Genomic DNA, 23,520 nt, shown 5'->3' on the forward strand with positions numbered 1-23,520 from the left:
TCCTCCTTATATGTTGATGTTTAAGGAATGTGTTGGTTTTTTATATTATGACATGAATCTGACATTTTGTTAAGATTAATAATATAATCGCAGATAAAAAAATGGTATATTTTCATCATCAAAGGTAAAGCATCGGGGATGCTACAGAAAAAGGAGGATTTATACTATGAAAAAAAGAGCGGTATCTATGATCCTTGCAGCAGCAATGGTTTGTGGAATGATGGCAGCAAATGTAAGCTGTGTATCTGCAAAAGGATCGGATGAGGGAAAAGTGATCAATATTTATTCCTGGAATGATGAGTTCCGTCAGAGACTGGAAGCTATTTATCCGGAAGTAGAGTCCACTTCCAAAGATGGTACAGTTACAAAACTGAAAGATGGTACAGAGATCCACTGGATCGTAAATCCGAACCAGGATGGCGTATATCAGCAGAAACTGGATGAGGCACTTCTCAACCAGGCTGATGCAAGTGCAGATGATAAGGTAGACATGTTCCTTTCTGAGACAGATTATGTGTTCAAATATACAGACAAAGATGCAGATGTTGCAATGCCTCTTACTGATCTTGGCATTGATCCGGACAAGGATCTTGCAGATCAGTATGATTTCACGAAAACAACAGCTTCTGATGCGGATGGAGTACAGAGAGGCGCCACATGGCAGTGCTGCCCGGGTGTCCTTGTATATCGTCGTGACATTGCGAAAGATGTTTTCGGTACTGATGACCCGAAAGAAGTTGGCGAGAAGATGAAAGACTGGGATACAGCTAAAGAATCAGCAGCTCAGCTGAAAGAAAAAGGATATTATACATTTGCTTCTTATGCAGACACTTTTCGTTTATATGGAAACAGCATTGAGAATCCGTGGGTAGAGTCCGGTGATTCTGTGATCAAAGTAGATTCAAAGATCATGGACTGGGTAAAAGATTCCAAAGAGTGGCTGGATGCAGGTTATCTTAACAAAACTGTAAAAGGTCAGTGGAACGATGACTGGAACAAGGCAATGAGTTCTGGGTCCAAGGTATTCGCATTCCTCTTCCCGGCATGGGGTATCGACTTTACTCTGAAACCAAACTGGGATGGAGCAGAAGGTGACTGGGCTGTTACAAATCCTCCGCAGGAATACAACTGGGGTGGCTCTTACATTCAGGCTGCAACAGGAACAGATAATCCGGAACATGTCAAAGATATTATTCTGGCAATGACGGGAAATCAGGATAATCTTCTTAAGATTTCCAAAGAATACTCTGATTTTACAAATACAAAATCCGGTATGAAAGATGCAGCTACAAATGCAGATTTCGCATCTGATTTCCTTGGTGGACAGAACCCGTTTGAGTATTTTGCACCGGTTGCAGAGAATATCAAGATCGCACCGCTTTCCGCATATGACCAGGGTTGTGTAGAGTTGATCCAGAACGCTTTCAGTGATTACTTCCAGGGTAAAGTAGACTTTGACAAAGCAAAAGCCAACTTTGAGACAGCTATTCAGGAGCGTTATCCGGAGATCACAGAGATCCAGTGGCCGGAATAAATACCACATGAGGATAATTGTTGATGCTGCAGGATCTTTGGATCCTGCAGTTTGCTGGAAAGGAAGAGCATTATGAAGAAAAAGAGCGTTAATTACGGAAAATGGGGATACATATTTATTCTTCCGTTTTTTGTGATCTATTTTATCTTTTCGCTGATTCCGCTGTTTGATACAGTGAGATACAGCTTTTTTGAATATTTCCGTTCTGGAATCAAGCAGATTGGTCCTAATTTTATAGGACTTGCCAATTATGTCAGTCTTCTGCATTCTGACATGCTGAAATACGGACTGAATACACTGATCCTTTGGGTGATCGGATTTGTTCCGCAGATTGTTGTTGCACTGGTGCTTGCATGCTGGTTTACTGATGCCAGGCTGAAGCTTCATGGTAAGCAGTTTTTTAAGGTTGTAATTTATCTGCCGAACCTGATCATGGCATCAGCATTTGCACTTCTGTTTTTTACCATGTTTTCCACAAACGGACCTGTAAACTCCATTTTGTGTTCACTGGGCTGGATAAAGGAACCGATTGATTTTCTGGGCTCTGTTCTGGGAACAAGATCATTGGTAGGTTTCATGAATTTCCTGATGTGGTTCGGAAACACGACCATCATGCTGATGGCAGCAGTAATGGGAATCAGTATGGATATTTTTGAAGCATCGGATCTGGACGGATGCAACAGCATTCAGCGTTTCGTCTATATTACGCTTCCACTGATTCGTCCGATTCTTTCCTATACTCTGATCACTTCCATCATCGGTGGCCTTCAGATGTTTGATGTACCGCAGATTCTCACAAACGGACAGGGTAATCCGGACAGAACATCCATGACACTGATTATGTTCCTGAACAGCCATCTGAAGAGCAAGAATTATGGTATGGCCGGAGCATTGTCTGTATACCTGTTTATTATCAGTGCAATCCTCTGCTTCTTTGTATATCGTATGACTAACGACAATGATCCGGACGGATCTAAGAAAGCAGCGAAAAAGAGAGCAAGAGCAGAAAGGAGAAAAACAAAATGATGAAAGATAAGACAGCCAGCAGGATCAGAAGTATCGTGGCACATGTGGTACTTATTATTCTTTCCTTTATGTGTCTCTTTTTCTTTTATGTACTGATCGTGAATGCGTCTCATTCTCATGCAGAGCTTCAGAAGGGATTTTCTGCTCTTCCTGGAAAATATTTCTGGAAAAACCTGATGAATGTTGCAAATGACGGAAGCTTTCCGATGTTCAGGGGAATTCTTAACAGTATTATCGTGTCCGGATGCAGTGCAGTATTATGTACATATTTTTCCTCACTGACAGCATATGGTCTTTATGCCTATGATTTCAAGGCAAGGAATGTAGCGTTTACATTTATCATGGCGATCCTCGTCATGCCGACACAGGTAACTGCAATGGGCTTCCTTCGTCTGATCACAAAGATGGGATTATATGATTCCCTGCTTCCGTTGATCATTCCGTCTGTTGCGTCACCGGCCGTATTCTATTTTATGTACAGCTATCTGCAGTCCTCACTGCCGATGTCACTGGTAGAAGCAGCCAGAATTGACGGCTCCGGAGAGTTCCGTACTTTCAACAGTATTGTCCTGCCAATCATGAAGCCGGCAATCGCTGTACAGGCGATTTTTACATTTGTAGGCTCCTGGAACAATTATTTCGTTCCTGCTCTGGTTATCCAGTCTAAAAGCAAGATGACTGTTCCAATCCTGATTGCAACACTTCGTGGAGCAGATTATATGAATTTTGATATGGGTAAGATTTACATGATGATCACAGTTGCCATTGTGCCGATCATTATCGTATATCTCCTTCTTTCCAAGTTTATCATCGCAGGAGTGACACTTGGAGGCGTAAAAGAATAACAAAAGGTAGCAGGTAAGATATGACAGTTAAGAAATGGAAACACAGCGGAACAAAGAAACACAGCATGTCAGACCGTGAAATACGAAACGGTCTTCTTTCGGAAAAAGCAGCAGAGGAGGGTATTGTACTGCTGAAAAATGATAAAAAAATACTCCCTCTGAATATTTCCACGAAAATAGGTTTATACGGCGCCGGTGCGGGAAAGACAGTGAAAGGCGGAACAGGTTCCGGTGATGTGAATAACAGAAGTAACATTTCTATTTATCAGGGACTGAAAGAAAGCGGTATTCAGATCGTAAGCGAGAAATGGCTGGCCAATTATGAGTCAATATACGCAGAAGCACGCCGGGCATGGAAAGAAAAAATACTGGAAGAAGCAAAGTTTGTGGAAAATCCTTTTGATGCCTATGCGGAAAATCCCTTTGCAATGCCGGAAGGCCGTGCAGTCACAGCAGAAGATACTGTCGATGCCCAGACAGCAATCTATGTGGTAAGCAGGATTTCCGGTGAGGGAAAGGATAGGCGCAGGGTCGAGGGAGATTATTATCTGAGCAGACGGGAGCGGGAGGATATCCGGTTCCTTGATGCACAGAAGATTCCTACAGTACTTATCCTGAATTCCGGCGGTCCGGTAGAACTGACAGATATTCTGGAAGAAACAGAAAATATCTGTGCTGTCCTGAATATTTCCCAGCTTGGACAAAGAGGCGGACTTGCCCTCGCCAATGTCCTTCTGGGAAAGGTAACTCCAGGCGGCAAGCTGACTGCAACATGGGCCAGAAGGTATGAGGATTATCCGTGTGCAGAGGAATACAGCTATCTTAATGGCAAGCTTGAAAGAGAAGAGTACAGGGAAGGAATTTATACAGGATATCGTTATTTTGATACTTTTGGTGTAAAACCGCTGTTTCCGTTTGGATATGGACTTTCTTACACAGAAATGCAGATACGCTTCCATGGGATGAAAACATCAGGGGATGGCGTTGAAGTTGAAGCAGAGGTAACGAATACAGGAGAAACTTTTTCGGGAAAAGAGGTCGTGCAGGTCTATGTGTCTCTTCCACAGGATGAATCAGGAAAGGAATACCGTCGACTGGCTGGCTTTGCAAAAACAAAACTTCTGAAGCCGGGGGAAAAAGAACTGCTGAAAATCAGGATCGACAGAAAGACACTGGCATATTTTTCCGAAGAGCAGCATGCCTGGATTGCTGAAAAAGGTTATTATGCTGTCTGGGTCGGAAACAGCATTGCATCGCTTACGCTGGCTGCAATGCTTGGAGTGCCAGAGAGTGTGATCCTGGATAAAACGAATATCCTTGAGAACCAGACTGATATTACTGAAGAAGTTTATGACTGCCAGAATCTTTCTGCCAGAACTCTGAAATGGAAAGAGAAGGCAGAGAATGAGAAGATTGGAAGATATATCTATTATCCTGAACCAGAGAAGAGAACAGAATGCACCTGCCAACCGGAAAATAAGATTCCTGCAAAGGATCTGCTCCCGCTGTTTTATGGGAATATTGCTGGAATCTCCAGTAATCTGGGGGCGGCAGGAATCCGTGTTCCTGGTTCTGCCGGTGAGACCACGGCTGCTCTTTATGAGCAATATGGCGTTTCCCCACTGATCATGGCCGATGGGCCGGCAGGACTGAGACTTCAGCAGAATTATGAAGTAGACAGAGAAACAGACACAGTATATGGAATCGGTGTCCTTGGATCTCTGGAAAACGGATACCTGAGAACAGATGAGACTCACGAAAACGCAGACAGATATTATCAGTTCTGTACGGCATTTCCTGTTGGAACTGCACTGGCTCAGACCTGGGATACTGCCCTTGTGGAAAAAGTTGGAATAGCAGTGGCAGAAGAAATGGAAGAATTCCACATAGATCTCTGGCTAGCACCTGGTCTTAATATTCAGAGAAACCCTCTGTGCGGCAGAAATTTTGAGTATTATTCCGAAGATCCGCTGCTTTCCGGAACCATGGCAGCAGCCATGACAAAAGGAGTGCAGAGCAGACCTGGCTGCGGTGTTACCGTTAAGCATTTTGCCTGCAACAATCAGGAAGATAATCGTATGGGCGTAGATGCACAGGTATCAGAACGTGCCCTTAGGGAAATTTACCTGCGTGGTTTTGAGATTGCAGTTAAAGAAAGCAGACCAGTGGCAATCATGTCTTCCTATAATTTACTGAATGGTGTCCATGCTGCAAACAGTGTTGATCTCTGTACAGCCATTGCCCGAAAAGAATGGGGATTTGACGGTGTGATCATGTCAGACTGGAATACAACGGTTCCGGAAGATGGAAGTATTCCGTGGAAATGCGTGACAGCAGGAAATGATATTATCATGCCTGGTAATGCAGCCGACGCAGAAAATATCCGAAAAGCTTTTGAAGACGGAAAGCTTTCGGAAGAAGTTGTCAGAATGTGTGCGGGACGTATTCTGAACCTGATACACACACTGACAGCAGAATAAAAAAAATTATATAGTAGTGAAAAACTTGCCTGAATTCAATTTTCGATTTATCATTGGATTCAGGCATATTTTTTGCAGATGTCGCGCAAGGCAACCCGTTTTAGGCGGAGGATCCTGCAGGCAGTTTTTTATATGCCGTGAAAAGGAGAATACCATGAACATAAAACGAGCAAAGCAGGAGATCAGAGATTCCATAGAAGCATATCTTTCAAAGGACGAATTCGGTGAGTACCGGATCCCGGCGATCCGACAGAGACCGATCCTTCTTATGGGCCCTCCGGGAATCGGAAAGACACAGATTATGGAACAGATAGCAAGGGAATGCGGGATTGCTCTTGTTTCCTATACCATTACCCACCACACCAGGCAGAGTGCTGTGGGACTTCCTTTTATTGTAAAAAAGAATTATGGTGAGGAAGAATTTTCTGTCACGGAATATACCATGAGTGAGATCATTTCGTCCGTTTACGACAAAATGGAAAAAACAGATCTGAAAGAAGGCATCCTGTTCATTGATGAGATCAACTGTGTATCTGAAACACTAGCGCCGATGATGCTGCAGTTCCTTCAGGGAAAAACCTTCGGAAACCAGAAGGTGCCGGAAGGCTGGGTGATCGTCACAGCAGGCAACCCGCCAGAATATAACAAATCCGTTCGGGAATTCGATGTGGTCACTCTGGACCGTATCAAGAAGATCGATGTGGAGGCAGACTTTGATGTATGGAAGGAATACGCCTATCAGCAGGGAATTCATCCGGCGGTGATCTCCTATCTGGAGCTTCGCAGAAAAAATTTCTACAGGGTGGAGAATACTGTAGATGGAAAGATCTTTGCAACAGCCAGAGGCTGGGAGGATCTTTCCCGTCTGATCCAGGTTTATGAGATCCTTGGAAAAACCGTAGACCGTGAGGTAGTCAGCCAGTACATCCAGCACAGGATGATCGCAAAGGATTTCGCCAGCTATCTGGCTCTCTATTATAAGTACAGAACGGACTATAAAGTAGAGGACATCCTGAAAGGAAAGTGGGATTCCATTACTCTGGGCAAGATCCGCACGGCCTCCCTGGATGAGCATCTGAGCATTGTAAGCCTTCTCAACGGAAAGCTAAGCGAGCTTTTTACAGAATGCTGTCTTACTGATGCCTATCTCACGAAACTGTATGATTATATGGTGTACTTCAGAGAAAATCAGGATGGCCTTACAGCAAAAAATCTCCTGGAAAAAGCAGAGGTGGATTTTGAAAAGGACAAAAAGAGTGAGCTTCTTACAAAACAGCAGGAGCGTATACAGAAACGTGTTGTGTCATTCTTTGAAAATGCGTCCGGATCGAAATCAACCTCGGGATCAATTGGACCGGAATCAACCGGATCAGGTTCAGAGCTGGCAGGAGGCAGAAGTGTTGCAGCAGAATCGGAGGATCCATCGTCAAACAGGAACTATGAGTTTGTCAAAGCCCTCTTTGAATCCGAAACCGAAGCCTACGAAAACCGAACTGACGAGATATCTCTTACTCTTCAGAACGTCTTCGACTTTATGGAAGCGGCCTTTGGAGACAGCCAGGAAATGGTGGCATTTATCACAGAACTGAACGCCAACTATTATAGTCTCTGGTTCATTCGGGAGAACGGTTCTGACCAGTATTACAGGCATAATAAAGGCCTTCTTTTTGATGACCGACAGAAAATGCTTCTGGGTCAGATGGAGGAAGTGGAAAATATTCTCAATAATGGAATAAAATAATATGTCTGACCAATTTGTTATTTACTATTGATTAAATTGGTGAATTATCGTATTATATTTACTATAAAGGTCCGGAAAATAGAGGGGGTAAATAGTCAAATTGCACAGACTACTCCAACGGCTGTGGAATAATTATCCGATGCAGGGCTGTATATCGACTGTGGACGGTAAATATCCACCTGTCTATATTCCGGGATTTTTATGTAATGAAAGGCAACACAATAATAAAGGAAGGCGGCCGAAACGGACGACATGTTTACAAAAATTACAGAAGAACGAGCATTTGACGGAATATTAGTGCAGATCATAGAAAATATCCGGCGGGGAGAACTGAAGCCAGGGGATACTTTACCTGCGGAACGTGTTATGGCAGAATCACTGGGAGTTTCCAGACCTGCTGTTCGTGAAGTCCTGCGGGCACTGGAACTGATGGGAATTGTCACAACGGTCCGCGGTGGAGCCAACTATATCACTGAGAATATGGATCAGTGGCTTTCTGCACCACTGGCCCTTCTTTTTCAGCTGAATAACAGCCATGTACAGCAGGTACAGGAGCTTCGTTCAGCACTGGAGCAGGAAGCAGCTCTTCTTGCAGCCGGGAATTGTACAGAGAAGGACGCATTAGATCTGCGTTCCATTTTGGCACAGCTGGAGAGTGCAGAGGATGAGAAAGCCCGTGCAGGTCTTGATAAGGAGCTTCATACGAAGATCGGCAGGATTGCAGGGAATCCTATGATCTATAATGTCCTGGATGCGGCAGCGCAGCTGACAGAGGAGATCATTTCCGGCACCCGAGCCTATATTATGCAGAAACATAATTCCGCTCTGGAGGTGGATGACCAGCACAGAAGGCTGGTGGAAGCTATTATTTCCGGAGATCGGAATCAGGCGGAGAAGCTGATGCGTGAACATATGGAAACTATTGAGAAATATATACTGGAGATCGCACAGCAGCGGGGAGAGAACAGCCTTGTATTTCATCGCTGATCCATCTGAAAAAAATAAATAAAATTTCAGTAAAAATCCCGTTAATCTGGTAAGACCACTATTGATTTTGGTAAGACCGAGTGCTATAATAGGGACTGTATTGGTAATACCAAAAAGTTTGATATTATGGCAGCATCCTGAAGGCTTCATGAGACGAGACAACATGAGACGAGACAGCATGAGATGAGACAACGTAAGACGAGACAGCACAAGTTGAGACAGCATAAGACGAGACAGCACAGGATGAAGGTTACTGTACCCCTGCAGTATCATATAAATATGCTGCAGGCCACAGAGCGGGCAGTAACCTGCCGGAAATATCAGGAGAAAGGACTTGCGATTATGGGATATGTAAAATGGAATTATGACACACTGAACCATTTCTGCGGAGATGTTTTCAAAGCGTTTGGCTTTTCTGAGGAAGAAGGAAATATCATTAAAGATGTTCTTCTGACTGCCGATCTGTATGGGATCGAGAGCCACGGAATGCAGAGGATGGTTCGTTACCATAAAGGAATCGAGAAGGGGACTATTCATCCCCAGGCGAAACCGGAAGTTGTTTTTGAGACACCGATTTCTGCTGTGATAGACGGACATAACGGAATGGGCCAGCTGATCAGCCATTTTGCCATGGAAAAGGCAATTGAGAAGGCAAAGACAACTGGTGTGGGAATCGTAAGTGTACGAAATTCCAACCATTTCGGTATTGCAGGATATTATGCGAACATGGCCTGCCATGAAGGCCTTCTTGGAATGGCATGTACCAACTCCGAGGCGATCATGGTACCGACTTTTGGAAGAAAGGCTATGCTGGGCTCCAACCCGATCGCAGTTTCCATGCCTGCAGATCCGTATCCGTTTTTCTTTGACTGTTCCACAACAGTTGTAACCAGAGGTAAACTGGAAATGTATAATAAGATGGGCAAGCCTCTTCCGGATGGCTGGGCACTTGACAAAAACGGTCATGCCAGCAATAATGCACCGGATGTACTTGCAAACATCGTAGCCAAGAAGGGCGGCGGAATCATGCCTCTTGGTGGAAACGAGGAAGTCAGCGGAAGCCACAAGGGATATGGCTATGGAATGCTCTGTGAGCTGTTCAGCTCTATTCTTTCCATGGGCGTTACCTCCGACAAGTGCTGTACATTCCCGGATAAGACTGGTATCTGCCATGGATTTATGGCGATCAACCCGGCGGCATTCGGAGATCCGGATGCGATCCGTAAACATTTTTCAGAATACCTTGAGGCACTTCGGGAGAGTCCGAAGGCAGACGGTCAGGACAGAATCTATACACACGGCGAGAAAGAGGTAGCTGCTGAAAAAGACAGAAAAGAGAATGGCATTCCGGTCAACGACAATACCATGGTAGAGCTTGCTGATCTCTGCAGTTATCTGAAGCTTGATTTTGGCTCTTATTTTGAAGGCTATGAGCTTCCGAAGGACAGTAAATTCTTCAATGGTAATTATTAATTTAGGTAATCCTTTTGAAATGAAATATACCATAATTATCCAAGGAGGAAAAGAAAATGGATTATGCAAAAGAGTCATTAAGACTGCACGGAGATTGGAAAGGTAAGATTGAGGTTGTTACAAGAGTACCGGTTGAGAATAAAGACGACCTTTCTCTTGCATATACACCAGGTGTAGCTCAGCCTTGCCTTGAGATCCAGAAAGATATCAATAAATCCTACGAGCTTACAAGAAGATGGAATATGTGTCTTGTTGTAACAGACGGTTCTGCAGTTCTTGGTCTTGGTGATATCGGACCGGAAGCCGGTATGCCTGTAATGGAAGGTAAATGTGTACTTTTCAAGGCATTCGGTGATGTAGACGCATTCCCGCTTTGCATTAAGAGCCATGATGTAGACGAGATCGTAAATACTATTTATATGATCTCCGGATCCTTCGGTGGTGTAAACCTTGAGGATATCTCTGCTCCAAGATGCTTCGAGATCGAGAAAAAACTGAAAGAGAAATGTGATATTCCGATCTTCCATGATGACCAGCACGGAACTGCAGTTATCACACTTGCAGGTCTGACAAACGCTCTGAAGGTTGTCGGAAAGAAGAAAGAGGATGTTCGTATCGTTATGAACGGTGCAGGTGCAGCTGCTATTTCCATCTGCAGACTTCTTCTGAAAGCAGGCTTTAAGGATGTTACACTCTGCGACAGAAAGGGTGCTATCTATGAGGGACGTACAGAAGGAATGAACCCGGTTAAGGAAGAGATGAGCAAGCTCACAAACCTTCAGAAGAAACAGGGCACTCTTGCAGAGATGCTGGTTGGTGCTGATGTATTTATCGGCGTTTCCGCTCCTGGAGCAGTTACAACAGAGATGGTTAAGACAATGAACAAGGATGCCATCATCTTTGCATGCGCAAACCCGATACCGGAGATTTTCCCGGATGACGCAAAAGCAGGCGGAGCAAAGGTTATCTCCACAGGAAGAAGTGACTTCCCGAACCAGATCAATAACGTTCTTGCATTCCCTGGAATCTTCCGTGGTGCATTCGATGTAAGAGCAAGTGATATCAACGATGAGATGAAGATCGCAGCTTCCAAAGCACTTGCAGATCTGATTACAGATGAGGAGCTTTCTCCTGAGTACATCATCCCGAAGGCATTCGACAAGAGAGTCGGACCGGCTGTAGCAAAAGCTGTAGCTGAAGCTGCAAAAGCAACAGGCGTAGCACGTATCTGATTTTAAACGCCTGATACAAACCAAAACAGCCCTTCATTAAGAAAATATATCAGACACCCGTACTCTGTAACCCGGTACGGGTGTCTTTTTGCTGCCGGGAAGGTGGTATTACCCTTTGACAAATGTCTCTCCAGTGAGTACAATAGCAAAGAGTGAGACGAACAATAACTGATAGGAGGTCTAAGCCAGCATGAAACCATGGGAAGCAAATATACGAAAAGTCGTGCCGTATACTCCAGGTGAACAGCCAAATGAGAGCGGTATGATCAAACTGAATACAAATGAGAATCCATATTCACCGGCACCAGGCGTAGAGAAGGCTCTTGAGAACCTTGATACAGATACGCTGAGACTTTATCCGGATCCGACAGCAGGAGACCTTGTACACAGTATTGCCGGATTTTACGGGCTGAAAGATGAGCAGGTATTCACAGGTGTTGGTTCAGACGATGTTCTGGCCATGTGTTTCCTGACATTTTTTAATTCGGAAAAGCCGATTCTGTTTCCGGATATTACATACTCATTTTATGATGTATGGGCAGAGCTTTTTCGTATTCCTTATGAGCGTCTGGCATTGGATGAGGAGTTTCATATCCGTAAGGAAGACTACCTGCGTGAGAATGGCGGAATCGTATTTCCGAATCCAAATGCACCGACAGGTGTAGAGATGCCGCTTTCTGAGATTGAGGAAATCGTGGCAAAAAATCCGGAAAGTATCGTGATCGTAGATGAGGCCTATGTGGATTTTGGTTCTGTATCCGCACTTCCTCTGATTGAGAAGTATGATAATCTTCTTGTTGTGCAGACCTTTTCCAAGTCCAGATCTCTTGCAGGAATGCGTATTGGATATGCATTCGGAAATCCGGAGCTGATCAGGTATCTGAATGATGTGAAGTATTCTTTCAACTCCTACACAATGGACCGCACTACTATTGCAGCAGGTGTGGCATCTATGGAAGATAAGGCATATTTTGAGGAGAGCTGCAATAAGATCATTGCAACAAGAGAATGGACAAAAACAGAACTTAAGAAGCTTGGTTTTTCTTTCCAGGATTCCAAGGCGAATTTTATCTTTGCCACACATGAGAGCTGTCCTGCAAAAGAGCTCTTTGAAGCTCTCAGAGAGAAACATATCTATGTGAGATATTTTCCGAAGGACAGAATCGACAACCATCTCCGTATTACCATCGGTACCGATGAGGAGATGAAGAAACTGATCGAGTTTCTGACAGAATATCTGAAATAAGAAGGAGGTACTATGGAAGTACTTGTACAGTGGTTTTCAACCCACCTTTCACAGTTTATTTCTCCGGAGGGTGCGGTGTTCATCATTTCCATGATCCCGATCCTGGAGCTTCGAGGCGGTCTTCTGGCTGCATCACTTCTGAAGATTCCGGCTGTAAAGGCGATCCCGATCTGTATTGCGGGAAATATTATTCCGATCCCGTTTATTCTGCTTTTTATCAGGCAGATATTTAAATGGTTAAAAAAGACGAAGCTTTTCAGAGGTCTGATCGTTAAGCTGGAGAACAGAGCTATGGGAAAAAGTGATCAGATCAAGAGATATGAATTCCTTGGGCTTCTGTTGTTCGTAGGAATCCCGTTGCCGGGTACAGGCGCCTGGACAGGATCTCTGATCGCATCTCTTCTCGAGGTGGATATCAAGAAATCATCTATCGCTATCTTTTGCGGCCTGGTGATGGCAACTGTTATCATGTATGTTGTTTCCTATGGAATTGTGGGAAATGTGGTACATTAACTGAATCAAGGAAGTCCCCTGCTTCAATTGCGAGGAGCAATAAGCAGTGGGTGGGACTTACTTGTATCAGGAGGGGTACAAGCCCCTCCTGATAAACTGCGGAGCAGTTATTCGGTTATGAGCAAGTAGCGAAAGCGGATTGCGAATATCCGATTGACTGAAAGCAGAAATGTGACAGATTATATTCATAAGTATGTGGCAGAGCGGAATATAAAATTCCCGCCTATGAAAGATCCCCTGCATGTTGGCTATATGAGCTGACAGCAGGGGAGTTTTTGACATATAAGTAAAATTTCTAAAATTTCCAGGTGTCTCCCTCAAAAGAGATAGCTTTCGTGACCAAGCCTTTTGTACGGATATATACATCGATCCAGGCATGCCTGATATCTCCGGAATAGCCTATCTCCTGTTTACAGAGCGATTTTCGCTGCTTTTTATAGAAAACAGTATAGCAGATTATGGAAAAAAAGACAGAAACCTTGCAATGAATGGTAACAGAAAACCCGAGAATGGCGAAAAAATGTCGATAAATATTTCTTGCAATAGAAACAGTAAGGCGTGTATAATTAAAACTAAGCGAAAAACATGCTTCATTCAAAAAAACGTGCAGCCATGTCAGGCTGCATCTGATTCCATTTATAAATTACAATTTATAAGATTTAAGAATAGAGGATTTATTTATGAGAGAAAAATATGAATCATTATCTCTGGCCGTACTGAAAGATCTGGCGAAGGCAAGAGGTATGAAAGGTATTTCCACTTTGAGAAAACCGGCACTGATCGAGAGAATGCTGGAGGAAGACGCGAAAGAGAGTGCAAAGGGGAATCCTGCTGAAGTATTGAAGAACACATCTGAGGATCACACCCCTAAAGAAAGCACCCGGAATACCTTTAATAGCAATACTCAGGAAGAAAAAAGCTCGAAAGAAAATACTCCGGGAGAAAGCACTGTGAAAGAGGGCACATTCCGGGAGAAGAATCACGAGGGAAGCACTGCAGAATACCGCACACGTCAGACATCAGAAGGTGTGCAGGAGAGAAGAGAATACCGTACGGAATATCGTGCAGATAAGAATGAGCAGGAGCACAGAACTGTCCGCAGAGAATATAACAGAGAGGGATATAGCAGAGATAATGGAAACCGCGAAGGCTGCAACAGGGACGGAGTCAGCCGTGAGAATACTCAGTCTGAATCTGTACAGCTGGACAGCGGCGAGAAGGCTGACGGAATCCTTGAGGTACTTCCGGACGGCTACGGTTTTATCCGCTGTGAGAATTATCTTCCGGGAGAGAACGATATCTATGTTTCCCCATCCCAGATCCGCCGTTTTAATCTGAAGACAGGCGATATCATCCAGGGAAATATCCGTATTAAGACTCAGGGTGAGAAGTTCAGTGCACTTCTCTATGTATCTTCCATAAACGGCTTCCATCCAAGCGAGGGCCAGAGAAGATACAATTTTGAGGATATGACGCCGATCTTTCCGAATGAGCGTCTTGTAATGGAACGTGCAGGCGGAACAACGGCCATGCGCATCGTAGACCTTATCAGCCCCATCGGTAAAGGCCAGCGAGGCATGATCGTATCTCCGCCTAAGGCAGGTAAGACAACCCTTCTTAAAGATGTGGCCAAATCCCTTCTCAAGAACAACCGTGACACTCATCTGATCATCCTTCTGATCGATGAGCGCCCAGAGGAGGTTACAGATATCAAAGAAGCGATCCAGGGACCGAATGTGGAAGTGATCTATTCTACTTTTGATGAACTTCCGGAGCATCATAAAAGAGTTTCCGAGATGGTCGTGGAGCGTGCCCGCCGTCTGGTAGAACATAAGCAGGATGTTATCATCCTTCTGGATTCCATCACCAGATTAGCCAGAGCGTATAACCTGATCATCCCGCCAAGCGGCAGAACTTTATCCGGCGGCCTTGATCCGGCAGCACTTCATATGCCGAAGAGATTTTTTGGTGCAGCCCGCAATATGCGTGAGGGCGGAAGCCTGACCATCCTGGCAACTGCTCTTGTAGACACAGGAAGCAAGATGGATGATGTGATCTACGAGGAGTTCAAAGGAACCGGCAACATGGAGCTTGTCCTTGACCGTAAACTCCAGGAAAAACGGGTATTCCCGGCTATCGACATCCAGAAATCCGGTACAAGAAGAGAGGATCTCCTTCTCAGCAAAGAAGAACAGGAAGCTGTCTATATTATGAGGAAAGCCCTCAACGGAATGAAGTCCGATGAGGCAGTAGAGCAGATCCTGAACACCTTTGCCAGAACAAGGACCAATGCAGAACTGGTGCAGACAGTAAGAAAACAGAAATTTTTATAAAGTCCTTGCATTTTGATAAAAGCTGTGTTATACTTAGCAAGCTGTTTAAAATGGAATTCGTCAAATGTATACGAATAATATTAAATTATATAGAGAGGTGAAAATCATGAGAGAAGGAATCCATCCGAACTACTATCAGGCAACTGTAACCTGCAACTGCGGAAACACTTTCGTAACAGGTTCCACTAAAGAGGACATCCATGTTGAGATCTGTTCCAAATGCCATCCGTTCTACACAGGACAGCAGAAGGCTACACAGGCTCGTGGACGTATCGATAAGTTCAATAAGAAATACGGCCTGAATAAGTAATTATTACGAATACAGGAAATGAGAAGGTTGAGGTTGGGAAATCTCAACCTTTCTTTAACTGAAAATATTTTTTATTTTCAGGCTGTGCAGGAGAGAATGAATGAAATCATCGAATATTGGCGGCCAGGCAGTCATGGAAGGCATCATGATGCGCCACAAGGACAAATATTCTATTGCAGTGCGACGTCCGGATCAGGAGATCGAGCTGAAAGTAGAGGATTATAAATGCACCTTTGGGAATCATTCATTTCTGAAGAAGCCCATCATCCGTGGTGTGGTAAGTTTTGTGGATTCTCTTGTGGTTGGAACGAAATGCCTGATGTATTCTGCAGAGATCGCAGGAGATGAGGAAGATGAAGAAGCTGCCAGAAAGAATAAGCAGCTTACTGAAGAGGAGCGTTCCGCGAAAAAGGCCAAAGAAGACAGGCAGTTTAAGTGGCTGCTTTATGTGACAGTAGCTGTTTCCATGGTTGTGTCTGTGGCAGCTTTTATGTTTCTGCCTTACATACTGGCCAGTCTGATCCGCAAGGTAGGCGCGTCAGAGTTTATGGTTACAGTTGTGGAGGCTTTTGTGAAGCTGGCACTGTTTATGGGATATATGTTTCTGATCTCCAGAATGAAGGATATCCAGAGGACATTTATGTATCATGGCGCGGAGCACAAGTGCATCAACTGTGTGGAGCACGGACTTCCGCTGACTGTTGAGAATGTGCTGAAGAGTTCCAGACTTCATAAACGCTGTGGAACAAGCTTTCTGTTCCTGGTTATGCTGGTAAGTATTGTGCTGCATTTCGTGTTTGTACTGGTGCCGGTTTACTGGGTAAGACTGTTCGGAAGACTTCTTATGGTACCGGTAGTTGCGGGAATTTCTTTTGAGATCATCCAGTGGGCAGGAAGAACAGACAGCAGGTTTGCAGATATCATGAGTAAGCCGGGTCTTGCCATGCAGAAATTTACAACCAAAGAGCCGACAGCAGATATGGCAGAAGTAGCCATCAAGGCTGTTGAGGCGGTTTTTGACTGGAGAGCTTATCTGAAAGAGGAATTCGACCTGGATATCCCCTATGAGACAGAGGAGACAGAAAATGCAGAATCTTGAGTCCCTTCTGAAAAAAGGAACGAACATACTAAAAGAAAATGGACTGGAAGAAGCCGGGCTGGATGCCTGGCTCCTTCTGGAATTTAAGACCGGAATAAATCGGGCATACTATTTTGCACATGGAGATGAACCGGTGTCTGATGAGATCGCAGCAGAGTATCTTAAGCTGATCGGCAGGCGTGCAGGCCATATTCCTGTACAGCAGCTGACTCATCAGGCTTTTTTTATGGGATATGAATTTTATGTAAACCAGAATGTACTGATTCCCAGACAGGACACAGAGACACTTGTGGAAGAAGCACTGAAATGTATGAACAGTATGAAAGAACCGGAGATCCTGGATATGTGCACAGGTTCCGGCTGCATTCTTATAAGCCTTCTTCTGGAAAGGGAAGATGCAAAAGGTGCCGGCGCAGATATCTCACCGGAAGCTCTTGCTGTGGCAAAAAAGAATGCAAAGGATCTGGGTGTGGAGAAACGGGCAGAATTTGTGGAAAGTGATACATTTTCAGCACCGTATTTTTACAAAAAAGGTGGAAAAGAGGGCGGAAAATATGATATCCTTATTTCAAATCCGCCTTATATAGCAACAGAAGAAATTGAGACACTGATGGAAGAGGTTCGCCTTCATGACCCGAGAGGGGCACTTGACGGCAGGGAAGACGGGCTTTATTTTTACAGAAATATTACTGCGGAAGCCGGAAAATATCTGCGTCCGGGTGGATGGCTTCTGTATGAGATCGGCTGCACTCAAGGTGCGGCAGTCAGTGGGATGATGAAGACAGCTGGTTTTGAACAGGTTCAGGTAATAAAAGACCTTCCGGGCCTTGACCGTGTAGTGATCGGGCAGAAGCCGCTGTAAGAATAAAAATTGTGATTTACAGGTATCAGAAACAGGAGGAAATACATGTTTGATAAACTGGATGATCTGCTGGTGCGCTTTGAGGAGCTTCTCAATGAGCTTGGAGAACCGGGAGTAACCGATGATCCTGCACATTTTCAGAAGCTGATGAAAGAGCAGAGCGACCTGCAGCCAATCGTAGACGCATATAAAGAATATAAGAAGAATAAAGAGACCATCGAGGACAGTCTTTCCATGCTGGAGAGCGAGAAGGACGAGGAAATGCGTGAGATGCTGAAAGAAGAGCTTTCTGACGCAAAGAAGAGAGTGGAGGAGCTGGAGCATGAACTGAAGATCCTTCTTCTTCCGAAGGACCCTAATGACAGTAAGAACGTTATCGTTGAGATCCGCGGAGGTGCAGGCGGTGATGAGGCAGCACTTTTTGCAGCTGAGATCTACCGTATGTATGTGAAATATGCAGAGTCCCGCCGCTGGAAAACAGAGATGCTCAGTCTCAATGAAAACGGGATCGGCGGTTTCAAGGAAGTTACTTTCATGATCAAAGGTGAGGGTGCATATTCCAGACTGAAGTATGAGAGTGGTGTACATCGTGTACAGCGTGTGCCGGAGACTGAGTCCGGCGGAAGAATCCATACTTCAACCTGTACAGTAGCAATTATGCCTGAGGCAGAGGAAATTGATTTCCATCTGGATCTCAATGAGTGTAAGTTCGATGTATTCCGTGCATCCGGAAACGGCGGTCAGTGTGTCAACACAACAGACTCTGCTGTACGTCTTACTCATATTCCTACAGGAATCGTAATTTCCTGCCAGGATGAGAAATCTCAGCTTAAGAACAAGGACAAGGCACTTCGTGTACTTCGTTCCCGTCTGTATGAGATGGAACTTGCCAAGCAGCATGATGCAGAAGCAGAGGCAAGAAGAAGCCAGATCGGTACAGGCGACCGTTCTGAAAAGATCCGTACCTACAATTTCCCGCAGGGACGTGTGACAGACCACAGAATCAAGTTAACTCTTCACCGTCTGGAAAATATCTTAAACGGTGACCTGGATGAGATTATTGACAGCCTGATCGCAGCGGACCAGGCAGTGAAGCTGACTAAGCTTAATGAACAGGAGTAATTTACTGGTCACGGGGTGAACAGTAACGGTTACAGATAAAGAATTGTATAAATTATAATAATCAGGAGGAAACGTAATATGAAGAAGACAGCACTGGTAATCATGGCGGCAGGAATCGGAAGTCGTTTTGGAAAAGGTATCAAGCAGCTTGCACCGGTAGGACCGAAGGGTGAGATCATTATGGACTATTCCATCCATGATGCACTGGAAGCAGGATTCAACAAAGTGGTATTTATCATCCGTAAAGATATCGAAGATGAGTTCCGCAGAGTCATCGGTGACCGTATTGAGAAGATCACAGAAGTTGCTTATGCATTCCAGGAGATCAATGACCTTCCGGGAGATTTCAGGAAACCGGCAGACCGTACCAAACCATGGGGAACAGGACACGCTGTACTGGCAGCGAAGAAGGTTCTTTCCGAGCCATTTGCTGTAATAAATGCAGATGACTACTATGGAAAAGAAGCATATGTTAAAGTACATGATTATCTTGTACAGGATCATCCGCAGGATGGCCCGATGCATATCTGCATGGCAGGTTTCCGACTTGGAAATACATTAAGTGACAACGGAAGCGTTACAAGAGGTGTGTGCCATATCGAGGACGGCAAGCTTGTTGGCGTAACTGAGACACACAATATCTTTAAGACAGCTGATGGTGCCGAGACAAGAAATGACGATGGTACAGCAGAGACACTGGATACCAGGAGCCTTGTTTCCATGAACATGTGGGGACTGACACCGGAATTCATGGAGATCCTTGAAAAAGGCTTCGTAGAATTCCTTGGCGGAATCAAAGAGGGCGATATCAAGAAAGAGTATCTTCTTCCGGAACTGATCGACCAGCTGATCCACTCCGGTGAGGCAGCCGTAGATGTACTTGAGACAAAAGATGAGTGGTTCGGTGTGACATATCAGGAAGATAAAGCATCTGTGCAGGCGGCATTTAAGAAACTGACAGATGAGGGCGTTTATCCGGAAGGACTGTATCACTAATAAAGGAGAACATTATGGGCAAATATTTTGGAACAGATGGTTTTCGTGGTGAGGCAAATGTAAAACTTACAGCAGATCACGCATTTCGCGTAGGCCGTTACCTTGGATGGTACTATGGCAGAGATCATAAGGCAAAGATCGTGATCGGCAAAGATACAAGAAGAAGCAGTTATATGTTTGAGTATGCACTGGCAGCAGGACTGACTGCATCCGGTGCAGATGCGTATCTGCTTCATGTAACTACTACACCAAGTGTATCTTATGTAGTACGTACAGAGGATTTTGACTGCGGTATTATGATCTCCGCAAGCCATAATCCGTTTAATGATAACGGAATCAAGGTTCTCAATGAGAATGGTCAGAAAATTTCAGCAGAGATCGAGGAACGCATTGAGGCATATCTTGACGGAGAGATTGAGGAGCTTCCGATGGCAACAGGCGAGGATATCGGCCGTACCGTTGATTTTGCATCCGGAAGAAACCGTTATATCGGACATCTGATTTCTATCCCATGCCATGATTTCAAGAACATCAAGGTTGGTCTGGACTGCTCCAACGGAAGCTCTTCAGCTATTGCCAAGAGTGTTTTTGATGCACTTCGTGCAAAAACTTATGTGATCAACAATGAGCCGGACGGAACCAACATTAACCGTGGCTGCGGCTCCACACATATTGAAGTTCTGAGACAGTATGTGATCGATAAAGGACTGGATATCGGTTTTGCATACGATGGTGATGCAGACAGATGTATCGCAGTAGACCACCGTGGAAATATCATCGACGGCGACAAGATCATGTATGTATGCGGCAAATATCTCAGAGAGAAAGGCCAGCTTAACGGAAATACAGTTGTTACAACTGTTATGTCAAACCTTGGTCTTTATAAATCGCTTGAGCGTGAGGGCATTGATTACGAGCAGACAGCAGTTGGTGACAAATATGTTGCTGAGAATATGATGGAAAATAATTACAGCATCGGTGGCGAGCAGTCCGGACATATTATTTTCAGCCGTTATTCTGCTACAGGTGACGGAATCCTCACTTCCCTGATGATCATGGAGGCCTGCGTGGATAAGAAAGCTACACTTTGTGACCTTGCGAAGGAAATGAAGGTTTATCCGCAGCTTTTGCGCAATGTGCGTGTTTCTGACAAGAAGACAGCACTGGACAATGAGAAGGTGAAAGCTGCCATCGAGGCTACAGCAGAGGCTCTTGGAAATGACGGACGTATCCTGGTGCGTGAGAGTGGTACAGAGCCGCTGATCCGTGTAATGGTAGAAGCAGGAACAGATGAACTCTGCCATAAATATGTAGACAGTGTTGTTGATGTAATGGAAGCCGAAGGGCTTGTTGTAGAATAAGGAATTTCATGAAAAATACAAAGACAGTATTGATTCTCGCGGCCGTGACAGGAGCTCTTCTCCTGGGCGGCTGCGGCAGCGAAAAAACAAAAATATATGAGCAGGCAGGAAAAGATCTTTCCCAGGGCAGCTATAAATATGCACTAGAAGAATACCAGACTTCTATTCAAAACGGGGTAAAACCTGCACAGTCTTACCGCGGTGCAGGTATTGCAAGTCTCCGTCTGGGCAAGTATGATGACGCGATATCCAGCTTTACAGATGCACTGAATTGTGACAAAGTAAGCAAAAGTCTGCGCAAGGATATTCTTTCCTACAGGGCAACAGCAGAGCTGAAATCCGGTAAGTATGAAGACGCAATGGCAGACTGTCAGACTCTTGGAGAAGATTTTGAAATGGATGCCGGCAGTTATTTCCTCACCGGAAAGGTTGCGCTTGCCATGGATTCCTACGAGGAAGCTGCATCTAACTTTAAGCAGGCTTACGGTGAGAATTCTACCTACGATATGGCAATCCAGATCTATGAGGCATATCTTGATAAAGATATGGAAGCAGACGGAACCAGATATCTGGAAGCTGCACTTTCCTCTGAGGCGAAGGATGCCAAGGATCACTGCGACAGAGGCCGTGTCTACTACTATATGGAAGATTACAGTAATGCGAAAAAAGAACTTCTGGAAGCCTCCAAAAAGGATAATACAGAGGCATTACTTCTTCTGGGTATGGTGTATCTGGCACAGGACGATGTGGATAATGCAAAAGCCATGTATACACAGTATATTTCAGCGGCAGGTGATTCAGCAAAAGGTTATAACGGACTTGCACTGTGTGATATCAGGAACGAAGATTATGATTCTGCTCTTGATAATATTACCAAAGGTCTGCCGACAGCTACAACCGATGAGATGCAGAGTCTTTTGTTCAATGAGATCGTAACTTATGAGAAAAAACTCGATTTTGCTACAGCACTGACCAAGGTCAAGGAATATATTGATATGTTCCCGGAAGACTCCGCAGCAAAAAAAGAGCTGGCTTTTCTGAAAACCAGAACATCTTCGGAGGGCTGATATGGAATATTTTGACGAGATACAGGATCGAGTCATCCTGATCGGCGTGCAGGCCAGTATTGGTGATGATATGGAGGAATCCCTGGACGAGCTTGGAGAGCTTGCAGCTACAGCCGGAGCAGCGGTGGCAGGCAGGATCATTCAGAACCGTGAGGCCGTCCATCCGGGAACTTATATCGGCAAAGGTAAGATCGATGAGGTAAAAGGCCTTCTCTATGCGTTAAATGCCAATGGTGTGATCTGTGATGATGAGCTTTCTCCTGCCCAGATGAACAATCTGGAACGTGAGCTGGAATGCAAGGTTATGGACAGAACCTTGCTGATCCTTGATATTTTTGCAAAGCGGGCAGTGACAAGTGAAGGTAAGATCCAGGTCGAACTGGCGCAGCTTCGTTACCGTTCAGCAAGACTGGTAGGACTTCGATCCTCTCTTTCCCGTCTTGGCGGCGGAATTGGAACAAGAGGTCCTGGTGAGAAGAAGCTGGAGACAGACCGACGTCTGATCCGAAACAGGATCTCAGCATTGAAGCAGGAGCTTTCCCAGGTAGAGAAGCACAGAGAGCTGATCCGTTCCAGAAGAGCGGTAGGTAATCTTAAGACAGCTGCCATTGTGGGATATACAAATGCAGGTAAATCCACACTTCTGAATACGCTGACAGGAGCTTCCGTGCTTTCTGAAGACAAGCTATTTGCAACACTTGATCCTACAACGCGGCTTTTGACCCTGGATGACGGGCAGCAGCTGCTTCTTACGGATACTGTAGGATTTATCCGAAAACTTCCACACAATCTGGTAGAGGCTTTTAAGAGTACCCTGGAGGAGGCAAAATACGCGGATTATATCATCCATGTGGTGGACGCGTCCAATCCTCAGGCAGAAATGCAGATGCACATTGTGTATGAGACCCTGAAAGAATTAGGTGCCCTTGGCAAAAAAACGATCACGCTTTTTAACAAGCAGGACAAAGCAGCGGGGGAGAGTCTCCGGGATCTTCGTGCAGATCATACCTTGAAGATTTCTGCAAGAACAGGAGAGGGACTCGGCGAATTTAAGGAACTCCTTTCCAGGATTCTGGCAGAGGGACAGATCTATATGGAGCGGCTTTTTCCGTATTCAGAAGCTGGTCAGATCCAGCTGATCCGTGAGTACGGACAGCTTCTTTTCGAGGAGTATACAGAGGGCGGAATTGCTGTAAAAGCGAGGATTCCCCGTGAAATCTATCCGAAAGTAACATAATGTTGAATAATTAACTTAGTACCATATATAGTACCGTGAACAAAATGGACACTATA

19 protein-coding genes are annotated in these 23,520 nt (G+C 44.9%); all 19 read left to right on the top strand.

The features are described 5' to 3' along the window. The first annotated feature begins 166 nt into the window (after nt 1-166). The 19 genes from HFM85_RS00255 (at nt 167) to hflX (ending at nt 23,464) form a co-directional block, all read left to right on the top strand. Entirely contained in the window at nt 167-1,534 is a 1,368-nt protein-coding gene (locus HFM85_RS00255; RefSeq protein ID WP_173736754.1) for an ABC transporter substrate-binding protein, read from the top strand. A gap of 72 nt (nt 1,535-1,606) precedes the next feature. Further along, a complete protein-coding gene (locus HFM85_RS00260; protein ID WP_129974721.1) occupies nt 1,607-2,560 on the top strand; it encodes a carbohydrate ABC transporter permease in 954 nt (317 codons plus the stop codon). Continuing rightward, nucleotides 2,560-3,405 carry a carbohydrate ABC transporter permease gene (locus HFM85_RS00265; protein WP_044961860.1) on the top strand — a complete coding sequence of 282 codons (846 nt, stop codon included), beginning with the start codon at nt 2,560-2,562 and terminating at the stop codon, nt 3,403-3,405. Before HFM85_RS00260 ends, HFM85_RS00265 begins: the two co-directional genes overlap by 1 nt. A gap of 20 nt (nt 3,406-3,425) precedes the next feature. Then, complete coding sequence (locus tag HFM85_RS00270) at nt 3,426-5,885, top strand: glycoside hydrolase family 3 protein (protein WP_173736755.1); 2,460 nt, start codon at nt 3,426-3,428, stop codon at nt 5,883-5,885. 154 nt (nt 5,886-6,039) lie between these two features. Further along, nucleotides 6,040-7,626, top strand: coding sequence for an ATP-binding protein (locus HFM85_RS00275; protein ID WP_173736756.1), 1,587 nt, complete (start codon nt 6,040-6,042; stop codon nt 7,624-7,626). Between the two features lie 252 nt (nt 7,627-7,878). Then, a complete protein-coding gene (locus HFM85_RS00280; protein ID WP_173736757.1) occupies nt 7,879-8,613 on the top strand; it encodes a FadR/GntR family transcriptional regulator in 735 nt (244 codons plus the stop codon). 243 nt (nt 8,614-8,856) lie between these two features. Continuing rightward, nucleotides 8,857-10,086: an Ldh family oxidoreductase gene (locus tag HFM85_RS00285; RefSeq protein ID WP_330594652.1), complete on the top strand. Its 1,230-nt coding sequence runs from the start codon at nt 8,857-8,859 to the stop codon at nt 10,084-10,086. A gap of 56 nt (nt 10,087-10,142) precedes the next feature. Continuing rightward, on the top strand, nt 10,143-11,318 hold the full coding sequence (locus HFM85_RS00290; protein WP_173736758.1) for an NAD(P)-dependent malic enzyme: 1,176 nt from the start codon (nt 10,143-10,145) through the stop codon (nt 11,316-11,318). Between the two features lie 190 nt (nt 11,319-11,508). Continuing rightward, complete coding sequence (gene hisC, locus HFM85_RS00295) at nt 11,509-12,564, top strand: histidinol-phosphate transaminase (RefSeq protein ID WP_173736759.1); 1,056 nt, start codon at nt 11,509-11,511, stop codon at nt 12,562-12,564. Between the two features lie 12 nt (nt 12,565-12,576). Next, entirely contained in the window at nt 12,577-13,077 is a 501-nt protein-coding gene (locus HFM85_RS00300) for a COG2426 family protein (protein WP_119239370.1), read from the top strand. A gap of 680 nt (nt 13,078-13,757) precedes the next feature. Continuing rightward, entirely contained in the window at nt 13,758-15,410 is a 1,653-nt protein-coding gene (rho, locus tag HFM85_RS00305; RefSeq protein WP_173736760.1) for a transcription termination factor Rho, read from the top strand. 106 nt (nt 15,411-15,516) lie between these two features. Further along, complete coding sequence (rpmE, locus tag HFM85_RS00310) at nt 15,517-15,720, top strand: 50S ribosomal protein L31 (RefSeq protein ID WP_015526151.1); 204 nt, start codon at nt 15,517-15,519, stop codon at nt 15,718-15,720. Nucleotides 15,721-15,820: 100 nt separating this feature from the next. Then, a complete protein-coding gene (locus HFM85_RS00315; protein ID WP_173736761.1) occupies nt 15,821-16,819 on the top strand; it encodes a DUF1385 domain-containing protein in 999 nt (332 codons plus the stop codon). Further along, complete coding sequence (prmC, locus tag HFM85_RS00320; RefSeq protein WP_173736762.1) at nt 16,806-17,681, top strand: peptide chain release factor N(5)-glutamine methyltransferase; 876 nt, start codon at nt 16,806-16,808, stop codon at nt 17,679-17,681. The genes HFM85_RS00315 and prmC overlap by 14 nt, the downstream gene beginning before the upstream one ends. Nucleotides 17,682-17,726: 45 nt before the next feature. Further along, nucleotides 17,727-18,803 carry a peptide chain release factor 1 gene (gene prfA / locus HFM85_RS00325; protein ID WP_015526148.1) on the top strand — a complete coding sequence of 359 codons (1,077 nt, stop codon included), beginning with the start codon at nt 17,727-17,729 and terminating at the stop codon, nt 18,801-18,803. Nucleotides 18,804-18,881: 78 nt separating this feature from the next. Then, entirely contained in the window at nt 18,882-19,799 is a 918-nt protein-coding gene (locus HFM85_RS00330) for a nucleotidyltransferase family protein (protein WP_173736763.1), read from the top strand. A gap of 14 nt (nt 19,800-19,813) precedes the next feature. After that, nucleotides 19,814-21,160 carry a phosphoglucosamine mutase gene (glmM, locus tag HFM85_RS00335; protein WP_173736764.1) on the top strand — a complete coding sequence of 449 codons (1,347 nt, stop codon included), beginning with the start codon at nt 19,814-19,816 and terminating at the stop codon, nt 21,158-21,160. 8 nt (nt 21,161-21,168) lie between these two features. Continuing rightward, a complete protein-coding gene (locus HFM85_RS00340; RefSeq protein WP_173736765.1) occupies nt 21,169-22,227 on the top strand; it encodes a tetratricopeptide repeat protein in 1,059 nt (352 codons plus the stop codon). A gap of 1 nt (nt 22,228) precedes the next feature. Beyond that, nucleotides 22,229-23,464 (top strand): GTPase HflX, encoded by a 1,236-nt coding sequence (gene hflX / locus HFM85_RS00345; protein ID WP_173736766.1) that lies wholly within the window; start codon nt 22,229-22,231, stop codon nt 23,462-23,464. Nucleotides 23,465-23,520: the final 56 nt, after the last annotated feature.

It is taken from the genome of Blautia schinkii (genome assembly GCF_013304825.1).
GTDB classification, from domain to species: domain Bacteria; phylum Bacillota; class Clostridia; order Lachnospirales; family Lachnospiraceae; genus Blautia_A; species Blautia_A schinkii_B.

Coding starts and splice junctions, on each gene's coding strand:
- prfA (WP_015526148.1), top strand. CDS start 17,727: ATGTTTGATAAACTGGATGATCTGCTGGTGCGCTTTGAGGAGCTTCTC.
- rho (WP_173736760.1), top strand. CDS start 13,758: ATGAGAGAAAAATATGAATCATTATCTCTGGCCGTACTGAAAGATCTG.
- glmM (WP_173736764.1), top strand. CDS start 19,814: ATGGGCAAATATTTTGGAACAGATGGTTTTCGTGGTGAGGCAAATGTA.
- HFM85_RS00300 (WP_119239370.1), top strand. CDS start 12,577: ATGGAAGTACTTGTACAGTGGTTTTCAACCCACCTTTCACAGTTTATT.
- HFM85_RS00255 (WP_173736754.1), top strand. CDS start 167: ATGAAAAAAAGAGCGGTATCTATGATCCTTGCAGCAGCAATGGTTTGT.
- HFM85_RS00280 (WP_173736757.1), top strand. CDS start 7,879: ATGTTTACAAAAATTACAGAAGAACGAGCATTTGACGGAATATTAGTG.
- prmC (WP_173736762.1), top strand. CDS start 16,806: ATGCAGAATCTTGAGTCCCTTCTGAAAAAAGGAACGAACATACTAAAA.
- HFM85_RS00260 (WP_129974721.1), top strand. CDS start 1,607: ATGAAGAAAAAGAGCGTTAATTACGGAAAATGGGGATACATATTTATT.
- HFM85_RS00340 (WP_173736765.1), top strand. CDS start 21,169: ATGAAAAATACAAAGACAGTATTGATTCTCGCGGCCGTGACAGGAGCT.
- HFM85_RS00330 (WP_173736763.1), top strand. CDS start 18,882: ATGAAGAAGACAGCACTGGTAATCATGGCGGCAGGAATCGGAAGTCGT.
- HFM85_RS00265 (WP_044961860.1), top strand. CDS start 2,560: ATGAAAGATAAGACAGCCAGCAGGATCAGAAGTATCGTGGCACATGTG.
- hflX (WP_173736766.1), top strand. CDS start 22,229: ATGGAATATTTTGACGAGATACAGGATCGAGTCATCCTGATCGGCGTG.
- hisC (WP_173736759.1), top strand. CDS start 11,509: ATGAAACCATGGGAAGCAAATATACGAAAAGTCGTGCCGTATACTCCA.
- HFM85_RS00270 (WP_173736755.1), top strand. CDS start 3,426: ATGACAGTTAAGAAATGGAAACACAGCGGAACAAAGAAACACAGCATG.
- HFM85_RS00290 (WP_173736758.1), top strand. CDS start 10,143: ATGGATTATGCAAAAGAGTCATTAAGACTGCACGGAGATTGGAAAGGT.
- HFM85_RS00275 (WP_173736756.1), top strand. CDS start 6,040: ATGAACATAAAACGAGCAAAGCAGGAGATCAGAGATTCCATAGAAGCA.
- rpmE (WP_015526151.1), top strand. CDS start 15,517: ATGAGAGAAGGAATCCATCCGAACTACTATCAGGCAACTGTAACCTGC.
- HFM85_RS00285 (WP_330594652.1), top strand. CDS start 8,857: ATGAAGGTTACTGTACCCCTGCAGTATCATATAAATATGCTGCAGGCC.
- HFM85_RS00315 (WP_173736761.1), top strand. CDS start 15,821: ATGAAATCATCGAATATTGGCGGCCAGGCAGTCATGGAAGGCATCATG.